7 protein-coding genes are annotated in these 12,916 nt (G+C 58.3%); 3 read left to right on the plus strand and 4 right to left on the minus strand.

The window, feature by feature from the left end; all coding sequences use genetic code 11:
- Positions 1-16 precede the first annotated feature (16 nt).
- The 3 genes from ACL7TT_RS14980 to ACL7TT_RS14990 form a co-directional block, all read right to left on the minus strand.
- Positions 17-964, minus strand: coding sequence for an alpha/beta hydrolase (locus tag ACL7TT_RS14980; RefSeq protein WP_299943588.1), 948 nt, complete (start codon positions 962-964; stop codon positions 17-19).
- Positions 951-2,150, minus strand: a complete 1,200-nt coding sequence (locus ACL7TT_RS14985) for an MFS transporter (RefSeq protein ID WP_299943590.1) — start codon at positions 2,148-2,150, stop codon at positions 951-953. The genes ACL7TT_RS14980 and ACL7TT_RS14985 overlap by 14 nt, the downstream gene beginning before the upstream one ends.
- 91 nt (positions 2,151-2,241) lie before the next feature.
- Positions 2,242-5,565, minus strand: a complete 3,324-nt coding sequence (locus ACL7TT_RS14990; protein ID WP_413396586.1) for a PAS domain-containing hybrid sensor histidine kinase/response regulator — start codon at positions 5,563-5,565, stop codon at positions 2,242-2,244.
- 217 nt (positions 5,566-5,782) lie between these two features.
- On the opposite strand from ACL7TT_RS14990, the gene ACL7TT_RS14995 reads away from it, so the two are divergent.
- Positions 5,783-7,960, plus strand: a complete 2,178-nt coding sequence (locus tag ACL7TT_RS14995; protein ID WP_413396588.1) for a TonB-dependent receptor — start codon at positions 5,783-5,785, stop codon at positions 7,958-7,960.
- Between the two features lie 347 nt (positions 7,961-8,307).
- Positions 8,308-8,685: a DUF454 family protein gene (locus ACL7TT_RS15000; protein ID WP_413396626.1), complete on the plus strand. Its 378-nt coding sequence runs from the start codon at positions 8,308-8,310 to the stop codon at positions 8,683-8,685.
- 313 nt (positions 8,686-8,998) lie between these two features.
- Here the strand turns inward: ACL7TT_RS15000 and ACL7TT_RS15005 are convergent, their stop codons facing one another.
- A complete protein-coding gene (locus tag ACL7TT_RS15005) occupies positions 8,999-11,908 on the minus strand; it encodes an insulinase family protein (protein ID WP_413396590.1) in 2,910 nt (969 codons plus the stop codon).
- A gap of 171 nt (positions 11,909-12,079) precedes the next feature.
- Here ACL7TT_RS15005 and ACL7TT_RS15010 point away from each other — a divergent pair, with 171 nt between their 5' ends.
- Positions 12,080-12,781, plus strand: coding sequence for a DUF599 domain-containing protein (locus ACL7TT_RS15010; protein ID WP_413396592.1), 702 nt, complete (start codon positions 12,080-12,082; stop codon positions 12,779-12,781).
- The last annotated feature ends 135 nt before the right edge of the window (positions 12,782-12,916 follow it).

Raw genomic sequence — 12,916 nt, forward strand, 5'->3', positions numbered from 1 at the left:
CCTACCTGAATACCCGTCAGTGGTCTGCGAGCAATTGGGTGATAAAGTCCGCAGTACGCTGGTAGAGGGTTCTGCACGCTTTGGATGTCAGTTGCTCCAGATTCAAAAAAGCGTGAATCATGTCATCAAAGTTGTGCAGCCAGACCTGTGCACCGGCTGCCTGGAGTTTCTCCACATACGCATGCCCTTCGTCGCGCAGGGGGTCAAACTGTGCAGTGAACACCAGGGTGGGGGCCAGCCTGGCACTCACCGGCATCGACAGCGGTGACGCCTGCACCCGCTCTTCTCCCCGGCTGAAATAATTTTGGAAGTACCAGCGGATCTTCTCCACTTCCAACAGATGGCCGCGCCCGTTTTCGGTATAAGACTTGTGGCTCATGGTGTAGTCCAGGCTGGGATATACCAGGATCTGCCCGAGGATCGGTGAGTCGACGCGGCTCTGGTAGCGCGCGCACAGGGTGGCGCAGAGCGCACCGCCAGCGGAATCCCCCATTAAAATCACTTGGCCGTTGTGGGGAATGTCCCTGTTCGCCAGTGCCGGGGCAAGGTTTTCCAGCACCTGATTCAGATCGGAGAGGGCGGCGGGATAGGGGTTTTCTGGCGAGCGCCGATACTCAATGGAAACCACGCACCGCCGACAGGTTTCAGCAATTCGGCGGCAGATCGGATCGTACACCGTCACGCTGCCTGCCATATGGCCGCCACCGTGCACATAGACTATGACAGGCCCGCCGCTGGCCCGCTGCGGTAAGTAGGTGCGCACCGGGACCTGGTAGGCGCCGCCGGGAATCACAAAGTCCTTGACGGCCGTGTCGGGGCCGGTTTCGACAAACTGGCGCGTGAGGCTGGCGAGGCCCTCGCGTGCATTGATGGGGGTCGGCTCCACTCCTGCTGTCTTTGCCTGCTCGGCCAGTGTGTGAATTTTTGGCAACCACTCTGCCAGGGTTGGATCAAGTGTTGGCATTGACGCTTCTCTCGGTATTGGCGCTGGTCCCTGTCTCGGGCAGCTTGAAGGAGACAACAAATAGCGATGCTGAACAGGCCACGGCGATCCAGGCAGCGCTGGCGGCTATTCCGCTGGCGTCGGCAAAACTGGTAGCACTCCACATCAACAGGGTTTCGATACCGTAAGAAATGGACCAGAACATCCCGAAGATGACGGTGATACGCGCCGGTGTCATGCCCGGCAGCTCCTGGGGCAGAGTGACTAATGCAGTCATCGGCAGAAACATAAAAAAGCCTGCCATTGCCGCGGCGCTATAGGCAATGGTGGGAGAGCTGGTGGCAATCATTGCCGTTGCACTGAGCGTCAGCCCAGCACCACCGGCGCGAATCACTGGTAGGCGCATCGGCAGGCGCTTGGTGGTGACGATGCCGGCCACGGTGCCCACCATCCCCGCGGCAATCATCACCGCGGACAAATGGGTGCTCTGTACCGCAAAGGTATCGAGCAGTGGGAAGAGCGCAAATACGGCGATATAGCAGAAGAGTACGCCGCAGTAGGCCAGCGGCAGCCACCAGTTGAAAGGATCTGCCAGCCCTTCGCGCAAGCGGTAGGGCCGGGCCCTTTCGGAATCCGCTGTGCTACCGGCAAGGGGAATGGACTCGGCGCAGAGCCACCACAGCAGAGCGAGACTCGCGGCCATGGTACTGTAGAGGAATATCAGGTTTTCCCAACTGCCGAGCCATTGCAACAGAACGCTGGTCGTCAGCAGCGCGAGCAAATTTCCGGTATTGAACGCGGCGGCGTTTATCCCGTTTACCACCGGGCGCTCGCCGGGCCTGAAGTAATGCAGGACCACCGGATTAAAATAAACTATCGCCAGGGCACCCCCGAGGCCAAGGGCCAATCGGGATAGTAGCCAACCGTTGTAACTGTCGGCAAAGGCCCCCAGGCCGCCGGCGGCAATCAGTAAAATGGCGGCGGCGAACGCATAGCGAATGCCGAGTTTGACCAGCACGATGGCAGCGGCCAGGTTGCCAAGAATCTTTGCCAGAGTAATGGCATTGCTGCCCCAACTGGCATTGGCGAGGCCCATCTGGGCAAACGACTGCTGAATTTCCGGTGTGAGGATGGCCCCGGCCACCCAGGACGCTGCAAACAGCGCGTAGGCGCTGAACATCAAGACTTCTACGATAATTCTTCTCATATATTGTTCACAGTGCAAAGACTGCCGCGCTTGTGGATACAGTGGTTTTTGTGGCTTTGGCCCATACGCTAGCGCACCCTCTGCGCTCTCACTATTCGACCTTGGTAGGAATGGCTTGCTGGGCGATGCTGCTCAGCAAAGCGCGCAGCGCGGCGGGCCTGATGGGTTTTTGCAAAAAGTAAAATCCGGCGTGCTGGGCACGGGTGCGTACCCGGTCGGTATTCTCAGCGGAAATCACGATACAGGGACAGCCACAGCCCCACTGAACGAACAACTGCCGGGCCAGGGCAATGCCGTTAATGGCATCGTCGAGATGGTAGTCCATCAGCACAACGTCGGGCATGCTCAAGTTCCGGGTGTGCTGGCCCGTGTTGACCCGGATCGTGCAACCCCACCCCTGCAACAGCGCCTGCATGGCTTGCAGGACCCGCGGTTCGTTATCGATACACAGCACCTGCAGATGTATGGGCTGCACGGCCCCCGGCCTAGTCGTCGCAACCGCCGGGGGTCCGGGTCGCGCCCCGGTTCGCGGCAGGCTCAGCGTAAAGACACTGCCGCGGCCCACGCGTGAGCGCAGGGCCAGCGGGGCCTTGAGCAGGCGACACAGCCGCTTGACGGTGGCGAGGCCCAGTCCGTAACCGTGACCTTCACTGGTGCCACCCAGGCGGGTAAATTCTTCAAAGATGGCGTTTTGCTGTTCTGGCGCAATACCCACGCCGGTATCCCAGATTTCCAGGCGCAGGTGATCGCCATGGGCGCGGCAGCCGATCAGAATACCGCCGCGGCGGGTATACTTGATGGCATTCTCCAACAGGTTTTGCACCACCCGGCGCAACATGTTCGGGTCACTTGCCACCCAGCACGGACTGGGGCGATAGTGCAGTTGGAGCGGTGGCCCCGTTTTTTGGCGCAACTGCAAGCGCGCCTCGGCCACCGCCACATCGAGAATACTGGAGAGGGCGAGTGGCTGCAGCTGCGGCTTGATATCCCCGGCGTCCATCCGCGCCAGTTGCAGCATGTCGGTAATCAGGCGCTCGGCCGCGCGCAGGGCATCGTCGGTACGGCACACCAGTGTGCGGCTGTCACTGTCCAGGTCGTGTCCGGCCAGTGCGTCCAAGAACAGCCGACTGGCATTGAGCGGTTGCACCAGATCGTGGCTCGCCGAAGCCAGGAAGCGGGTTTTGCTGGCCATGGCTTCCTGTAAATCGCGGTTGACCAGTTCAATTTCAGCAGTGCGCTGAGACACTTTTTGCTCCAGGGAATTCCGGATGTCTTCCAATTCCCGCACCGCGTGCGCGTAGTCGGAAATATCGGTGTAGGTGGTGACAAAGCCGCCCTCTGGCAGTGGCATACCGCGAATTTCCAGCACCGTGTCATCCCGGCGATAACGGCGCACCTTGTAGGCGGTGCCGCGGCGCAAATGCGCCACTCGCTTACGTACGTGCTCTTCGACCGCACCCGGACCGCATTCACCCCGTTCGGCGTTGTAGCGCACCAACTCGGCGACGGGTTGGCCGACATAAATCAGGGGTGCCGGGTAGTGAAACAATGCCAGGTAGCGACGGTTCCAGGCCACCAGGTTCAGGTTGCCGTCGATCACGCTGATACCCTGCTCAATATTGTCGATGCTGCTCTGCAGCAGGCCGCGGCCAAATCGGTAGATTTCCGAAGCCGCATCGATATCCGGTGCTTGGGCGCTACCCAGTTCGCGCAGCAGGCGCTGTGCGCTGGAGGAGCCGACAATACCGGCGAGCACTTTTTCCGTCATGTCCCGGTAGGGGGTGAAGGGCACCTGGCCGCCACTTTGTCTGCTTTTAACCGTGGCAAAGGTTTTGTGCGCGGCGTCGGCACCGATAAAGCGCGCCAGCAGGCGAAACAAAGCGTTTTTATCCGGCTGGCGCGGCGATTCGGTGGAGACTGTGTTCGTTGAGTGGCGGTTGTACCATTGGGATACCCACCACAAAAGCAGGGTGTTCAGGCCCAGGCCCAGTACACAGCTGATGGTGAGCGCACCGAAACCGAGCGCCCTGCCCAAGAGGTCGGGGTATCCCAGGGCAATTGCCAGAGGGGAGACTGCCCACACAGCGGTACCGGCGAGGAGCCCCGCAACAACGCCCTCTGCGCGCGCCCGGCGCCAGTAGAGGTTCGCAATCATGGCCGGGGCCAATTGTGCCACCAGTGCCAGTGACAACAATCCAAAGGTGCCCAGGCGCACCTCCGCCCCCATACTGGCATTCACTAAAAGGGCGCAGCCCATAATGCCGGCGATAATAACGCGGCGCACCCGGCGCAGGTTATGCCCCAAAATCTGCTGCGGGGTTTGCTGCGCCCGCTGCAGCCACCAGGGGACCACCAGGGTGTTGGCAATCATGGTGGACAGGGCGATGGTAGCGACAATAATCATACTGGCGCCAGCCGACAGACCGCCGATAAACGCCAATAGTGCCAGGCCCGGATTTCCGCTTTCGAGTGGCAGAGCCAGTACGAAGCGCTCGGGGTTATCGTAGTGAGCGGGCAGCCACAGGTAACCGGCGTAGCCCACTGGGGCAATAAAGAGGGTCAGTATGCCCAGGTAGAATGGGATCAATTTGCGCAGCGTATGAATATCCTTATCGCTTTCGCTTTCGATCATCAGAATATGAAACTGGCGCGGAAGACAGAACATGGCCGCCATGCCCAGCACGATGGTGGCAAAATAACCGGTATCTGCCGGGCGGCTCGCCGCCAGCGCTTGCAATCGCTCGCTGTTGAGCGCACTGCGGGCAAGATCCCAGGGGCCGTCGAACAGAAGGTGGGAGGCATAGTAGCCGACAGCGACAAAGGCGAGGATTTTCACCAGGGCCTCCAGCGCTACGGCCATCAGCATGCCATTGCGGTGCGCCCCGCTGTCGATATTGCGGGCACCGAACATCAGCGCAAACAGACCCAGAGTGACCCCGATAACCAGGGTGATCGTGGGCGTGAAGGATTCCGAGGCATCGGTCAGCAGCAGGAAACTGTCACTGATTGCACGCAATTGGAGTGCCAGGTAGGGCAATACCGCCACCAGTGCGACTACCGCCACCGCCGCCGCCAGTAGTTGCGAGCCACCGTATTGGGCGCTGATAAAGTCGGCAATAGAGGTGCAGCCCTGCTGTTTGGTGAGCTTGACAAAGCGCTGCAGCAGGGGCGCGCCGAAAGCGAGCATTAGGGTAGCGCCAACGAATGTAGGGGGCAGTAACCAGCCCTCCTCCAGGGCCTGCGCCGGGGTGCCAAAAAACATCCAGGCACTGGTATAGGTGCCGGCCAGGGCGAGCAGTAGGGGTTTTACGGAACGAATACGGCGGACGGGTAGCCGGTCACCCCAAAAGGCCACCGCGAAAAGCAGCAGCAGGTAGGCCAGGCCCAGGAAGGCCAGAGTCATCAAGCTAAACACAACGGCATCCGCTTTGGTCATTATTTGAGCGCGTTGGCAGCCAATATACTATCTGTCGCCCCTGAAGGCACCCGTTGACAGTGGTTCGGACTCATACCTTGGTCTAGCAGGCAAGGGTGATACAAGCCGGTAGAGTCGCAGTCCAGCATCGGTTGTGTTTTCTCCAGATCACAGCAATACCGAAATAAGAATCATTTTGATCTTGAGGGAGAGGATCATGGGCCCCAACAGCAAATTTAACCCGCTCGCTGCCGGCATCCTGCTGGCCAGTGGTGTCAGCTTCGTTTCAGCCGAACCGGTACTGGAAGAAATTATCGTAACGGCTCAAAAGCGCCAACAGTCCCTGCAGGAAGTGCCCGTCGCGGTGAGTGCATTCGATGAGGATGCGCTGCAGCAAAATGGCGTCACCGACGTTACCGACCTGCAAAAACTTGCACCCAACACGACTTTGCAGGCCAGCCGGGGCACCAATTCCACGCTGACGGCATTTGTGCGCGGTATTGGTCAGCAGGATCCTCTGTGGGGCTTCGAGCCGGGTGTTGGTATTTATGTCGACGATATCTACATTGCCCGCCCCCAGGGCGCTGTGTTGGATTTGTACGATGTGGCTTCTATCGAAGTGCTGCGTGGCCCCCAGGGTACCCTGTACGGCAAAAATACCATCGGCGGTGCGGTGAAATATGTTACCAAGCGTCTCACCGGTGACAGTGAACTGAGCTTCAGCGCAGCCCTTGGCAATTACAATCAGCGCGACCTGAAAGTGTCCGGTCAAACCGCGCTCTCGGATACTGTTTATGTCAGCGGTGCTATTGCCACATTTCAACGCGATGGCTTTGGCGAAAATGTGATTACCGGGGAAGACCAGTACAACAAGGATATTGTTAGCGGTCGCTTCTCTGTGGAATTCAATCCGAGTGAGAAACTGTGGCTGCGCCTGGCTGCGGATCAGACAAAGGATGAGTCTGCCTCCAAGCACGGTCACCGCTTCGGTCCGGGCTTGGCCGGTGAGCCGGTCCTCGACAGTGTGTATGATACCGAGACCAATCTGCCCAGCGATAATCTGGTCGAGACCTCCGGTGTATCCCTGGCCGTCGAATATGAGGTTTCTGGCACGATTACCGTGAAGTCCATTACCGCCAGGCGGGAAGGCAATACCGATACCGTGATCGATTTTGATAGTACCCAGGGCGCCTGGTTTGATGTTCCTGCGATCTACGACGACGAGCAGTTTACCCAGGAATTTCAGCTCTTGTGGCAGGGGGATAGCGCTGATCTGGTGAGCGGCATTTACTACTATGACGGTACCGCATCCGGTGCTTTCGATGCAGTGCTGGGCTATCTTGCGGCGCCAGCCGGGTTTACCCAGAAAGTGGCCGGCAAGGTCGATACCCAGAGTATTTCCGCCTATGCGCACTACAACTGGCAGTTCGCCGATCATTGGAACTTGAATCTGGGTGGCCGCTACACCAGGGACAAAAAACAGGCAGCGGTATTTAAGGGCAACTACCTGGGACTCGGCAGTGATTTTTCCCATGCCCTCTACTATGCCGATACCCCCGAACCGGTTTTTCTGGCGACTTTGACCGATTACACAGGTGAGAACGACTGGGGCCAATTCTCCCCGCGCGTGGGCATCGACTACCAGATCAACGACAATGCGATGGTGTATCTGTCTTACAGTGCGGGCTTTAAATCCGGTGGTTTCGATATGCGCGGTGATGCGAGCGTGAATCCGGAAACGGTCGACGGCTATGACCCGGAAACCGTCGACAGTGCAGAATTGGGCTGGAAGCTGGATTTGCTGGGCAACCGTCTGCGCCTGAATGGCGCTCTGTTCCGGGCCGATTATACGGATATGCAGGTTACCACGCAGACTCTGGTTCCCGACGGCGGCTTTGCCAGTGCGGTGCTGAACGCTGGCGAGGCCCGTATCCAGGGGCTCGAACTGGAAGCGTCCTTGGCGGTGACGGACAACCTGACAGCCAATGCGGTCCTCGGTCTTATCGACGCGAAATTTATCGAGTTTCTCAGCGGAGGTGAAAATATCGCCGATACGCTCGATATGCAGAATACGCCGGATACCACAGCGATGGTGCAGTTGAACTGGTCTATTCCTGTGGCCGACGGTGAGCTGGTGCTGAACCCATCGGTGTCCTACCGCGCGGATACGCAGATTTTTGAAACGCCGGGCATTCTGGACCAGAAGGCTTATACCCTGGTGGATGCTACTGCGACCTACTATCCGGGGTCAGGCAACTGGAGTGCGAGCCTGATCGGTAAAAACCTCGGCGATCAAGAATATCGCATTGCCGGTTACGATTTCGGTGCGCCTTTCCAAACAGGCTTCTACGGCGCCCCGCGCACCTTGGCATTGGCATTTAATTACGCTTTCTAGCGCTTGATCCGGCACACGGCCAGTTGGATTGAGGGTATTCCCGGTTAGAAACCCGCGCGTTTATTGCCGCTCCCCTGTGAGCGGCTTTTTTGTGTCCTCGAAACCGCTTGGGTACATTGTCAGTTAGTCGGTTTTCAGCCGTTTCTGGGTCTTTTTGGCGCCTATCCAAATACGAGGGGATTGCCGAACGGCGAGGGCAGTCACGCAAAATCCATCGCGCGCTCACCGCGCTAAGGTAACCTGGGTTATCCCGTGAATAGCTTATAAAGATCCGCCTAGAAGGTGCCCACCGAAGAGCCTCTTTCGAGCCTTGCCCCCAAGCTGGGACCAGGGTGGCTGTGGTGGCTGTGGGGAGGGTTCGCCTGTTTTTGTATTTTTCTCGGTGTCATCGGGGCCATACTACCTGGCTTGCCCTCCGCCGTTTTTATCCTGCCAGGCGCCAGGCGCCAGGCGCCAGGGCCGCTTCGCGAAGCTCTCAGCGCTTCCACCGATGGATTGAAGAGCACCACCTGTTTGGAAATCTCTTGAAAACCTGCCGCAGCGGTTACCTGAGTCGACGCACCAAACTGGTGGCAAGTCTGACAATGACTGTGTCCCTCGCTTTTGCGATTCACCATATCAACAATGGGTATCTTCTTTTACTCACCATCGGCGGCCTCGGCCTCGGCCTCGGCCTCGGCTGCGGCGCCTTTTGGATATGGTCACGGCCGGAGTCGAATGGGTAATCCGGCAATAGCCAGAGTGGTTGGTCGTCTCAATGCCCTGCCGGGTGACAGAGGTGAGCCCTGGTAAAACCAAAGCCATGCGCCAAACAACCTGCGGGACGTACATTGGTGGGTAGCGAACAGATAATCGGTCTTGCCGGGAGGCAAGCTGGACCGGGCAGTACAGCTTGAAACCCGAGCTCAAGGGTCCCTGCCAGGAGTGAAATTCTCCGGGTTGAAATCAGATCTATCGAAATTGCGCTGGCTCCCGGCCAATAGTCAGTGGAAACTCCCTGGCAAGGCATGTCTATGCCGGCAGTGAAGTCGGGTTTGGCTAGAGTTCCTCTTCCCGCAGATTCCGCTGTGCGCCGTCGCTGCGGCCCTGAGGGCCGGTAACAACGGCGACACTGGCCGTGTTCGGGTCCAGATAAGAGGCGGCAACCCGCTGCAGGTCGGCCAGGGTCACCTCCGTTACCTGCTTGCGGAACGCCTGGCGCACCGCGTGGCTGCGACCGTACAGGGCAGAGTGAAAATTCTTCTTGGCCTCGCCGGCGGGAGAGGCGGGCTTGTCCAGACCGCCGATGACACCGAGAATCGCTTCCTCCACCTGTTCGGTTTTGTGCCTCCCCTCTGCCAGCCACGCCAGGGATGCATCAAAATCGTCCAGGGTTTCCCCCAGGCGCGGATCGCGATAAGAGAAGAAGCGAAATACGCCAATATTGCTGTCCTGGGCTGCACCACTACCATAGGCGCCACCCTGTTCGCGGATAGCGCGGTGCAGGAAACCATTGCGCAAAAAGCCGCCCAATACGGAAAGCGGCGCTGCATCCGGGTGGGATAGTGGGACAGTGGCATACGCCTTGGCACAGAAATTTACCTGGCTGTTGACGAGCCACAGCGCCTGTATACGTTTGCGTTCAAAGGGCGCTTCGGGGTTGGCTGGCGTTTCACTGGGGATGGCAGTGAGTGCCGACAGGGCCTGGCTAAAATCGTCGAGCTTCTCCGCCTCGCCAATCAACAGGAACTGGCGCGGGGCGGCGAGTATTTTCCGGTGGATCGTCTGGAATTGCGTGGAGAGCTGCTGCAGCCCTTCTTTTTGCTCGAGATTGCGCACCAGCCCCTTGAGGTTGCGCAAACCAAGTAGGCCGCCACTGGCGTGGTTCTCAAAAGCGGCGCGATTGGTCCCTGCGCTGGCCGCGGCCATGGCGAGGGCGTGGCCGTTATCGACAACGCCCTGTTCGCGGCGGGCCAAAGTCTGTTGAAGTAATTCCCGCATACGGGTGGACTCGTCGAAACGCACCTGTTCCATGGTGGCCTGCATCAGGTCGGTCAGCTCACCCTGGTTGCGTGCCAGCGCTTTGCCAGACAGGATAAAGTGACCGGATAGAGTATCGAGGTTGTCGATGGCGGTGCGGCTGCTGGTAAAACCGTGTAGAGAACCGGCCACGCGGGTCTGCCACTGCTGGACTGCCAGGTAGTCTTTGTCTCCCAGGCCGACTTCACTCAGGATTTGACAATAATAGGGGAGCAACTGGTGTTCCTCCTCGCTGAGTTCCGGTAGGGCGCACACCATCTGCTGGTACACAAGGCCGTTGGTGCCGGCGCTGTAGCGGGACAGTTTCTGCGCGCCCAAGGAGGTCTTTTCACCTTCTACGTCCGGCAGTTCCGCGGGAATATCCTCAACGCCAACTTTTGGCAGAATTGAGGCATCGTCCTCGCGGTTTTGCCGGTCTACCAGAGCTTTGGCGGTCTCGATAATCTGATTTCTGTCTTTTTCGCTGAGGCGCGACTTGACCTGCGCAAGCTGGTCTTTCTCCGCCTGTGCGCGGCGTGTCGCCAGTTGGTCATCGGGGCTCAGTACCAGGCGCACGCGGTGCTGATTTTCCAGTAGCAGTTCACGGGCCTTGCCGGCAATAAATGTCGGGTCCTTGATCTGCTCGCGCAGCTTCTCCAGGGTGGTATCGATGTTCAACAGGCCGATGGCATCGCCGCGATGGGTAGCGCCGGTCAGGGCGGTCAGGATCAGCTGCAGGCCATAGGGATAGCCGTCGCCGCCGATCTCGCGCTGCTGCAATTCCAACTGGTGCAGGCTGGCGGCAACTTGTTCATAGGGGAGGCCGTTTTGTGCAACCTCCGCCAGTACCGCGAGTACCTGTTTCTCCAACTCGTCAGCGTGCTCCCGTTCACTGCCCTCGATACCGCAGACAAAGACCAGCTCCCGCTGGGAATCATCCAGCCCCACAAGCGGGGAAGGGGCGCTGCCCAGGTCGCTGGTTTCAAGCAGTTTCATCAGAGGTGAGGCGCTATTGTCCAGCAGTACACCAGCAAGCAGGTGTGCCGTTAGGGCCTCTTCCAGATCGGTGACATCGCCCAGCAGCCAGCTCAGGACGATATGGGTTTTACCACTGGGTTCCTCGCCGCTCAACGGATAGTGTTCCTCGATCTTGAGCGGTGCCTGGTAGCGATCTTCGCGACCGACAGCGATGGTTTTTTCCAGTTGCTCAAACTTGTGCAGGGCCCTTTCCTCGAAGGCCGCCTGGTGCTCTGCGGCAGGAATATCGCCGAAGGTCATAAAGATGGCGTTGCTCGGGTGATAGTGGCTGCGGTAAAAGGCCACCAGCTGTTCGTAGCTGAGTTTGGGGATATCGGCCGGTTCACCACCGGAGTTGTAGTGGTAAGTGGTGGTGGGGAACAGATACTTGCTCAGGGTGTGCCAAAGCTGGGCGCTGACGGAACTCATGGCGCCTTTCATCTCGTTAAACACCACTCCCTTATACGTTAGATCGCTGTTGGGGTTACCGGTTTCGGTGAATTCCAGTCGATGCCCCTCCTGGGCAAAATCCAGCGGGTCCAGGCGCGCGAAGAAGACCGCATCCAGATACACGCTGAGCAGATTGTCGAAATCCTTGCGATTCTGGCTGGCGAAGGGGTAAGCGGTCCAGTCGGAACTGGTGAAAGCGTTCATAAAGGTGTTGAGAGAGCGGCGGATCATCATAAAGAAGGGGTCCCGCACCGGGTATTTGTCACTGCCGCACAATGCGGTGTGTTCAAGGATATGCGCCACACCGGTGGAGTCCCCGGGTACCGTGCGCAATGCCACGAGAAACACATTCTCCGGGTTGTCGGCGGCAATATGCAGGTGCTGGGCGCCGGTGGTGACATGGCGGTATTCCTCGACGCACACGCCGAGAGATTCGATTTCTGTGCTGGTAACCAGTTCAAATGCGGGATGTGAATTGCTCAAAGGACAGCTTCCTGGAGTTATCTGAAACTTGCCGCCGGCCTTGGCCGCCGAAAGGGCGCTATTCTACCGCTTGCACACACCGGAAAGACAGTGTTGACAAGGGCGCCGGCATGGCAAAGACTCGGCCGGCCAAGGCCCCGGCATAAATGTAGACGAACAGGGAGATAGCGGTTGTCCTGGTTGGATATTGCCAGTGTCTCAGGCTTTTTTATGACCTGGGTGGGCTACACCTTATTTGCGCGAAAAAAAGCCAGGGAAACCTGGTGTCTCTCCTCCTCTCTGCGATGGTTTCGGGTGGAGTGGATGCTGCGTATGCTGGACCGGGAACTGCGCATGGCGGATACGGCCATACTGGGCAACCTCGAGCGGGTGATCGGCTTCTTCGCCTCTACCAGCATCCTGATTCTGGCGGGTCTGGTCACTGCGCTGACGGCCAACAAGGCAGCTATTGCAATGTTGACCAGCCTGCCTTTTGCTGAACCCACTACGGTTGAGCAGTTTGAACTCAAGGTGATGTTGCTAATCCTGATTTACATCTTTGCCTTTTTCAATTTCACCTGGTCTCTGCGTCAATACTCTTTTGCAAATGTGCTCATCGGCGCCACGCCTGCGCAAAATAGCGCACTTTCTGAAGAGGAGCGGCGGTGTTTTGCCATTAATGCGGCCAAAGTGATCGACCACGCGGGCCACAGTTACAACTATGGACTGCGGTCCTATTATTTCTCCATCTCTGTGCTGGGGTGGTTTATCCACCCTGTCCTGTTTATCGCCGGTTATCTTTTGGTGATCTATATACTTTACCGTCGCGAATTTCTGTCCCGCTCCTTACAGTCAATCCTGGCGGCCAGGGAGGGCATCCTGAAGGGTAATTGAATTCCAAAACCCAATAAAAACAGTGAGTTTCCGGGGGATCTTAAAGTCATTGCCAAAGTGTATGGCCGGGCGCCTGCCCTCACTGAAAAATCTGGGCTCTGCCCAGGCAGAGCCCGTTTGGCCGTTGGGTTACTG

This window comes from Microbulbifer jejuensis (assembly GCF_047289955.1).
Taxonomy (GTDB): Bacteria; Pseudomonadota; Gammaproteobacteria; order Pseudomonadales; family Cellvibrionaceae; genus Microbulbifer.

Coding starts and splice junctions, on each gene's coding strand:
- ACL7TT_RS14995 (WP_413396588.1), top strand. CDS start 5,783: ATGGGCCCCAACAGCAAATTTAACCCGCTCGCTGCCGGCATCCTGCTG.
- ACL7TT_RS14985 (WP_299943590.1), bottom strand. CDS start 2,150: ATGAGAAGAATTATCGTAGAAGTCTTGATGTTCAGCGCCTACGCGCTG.
- ACL7TT_RS14980 (WP_299943588.1), bottom strand. CDS start 964: ATGCCAACACTTGATCCAACCCTGGCAGAGTGGTTGCCAAAAATTCAC.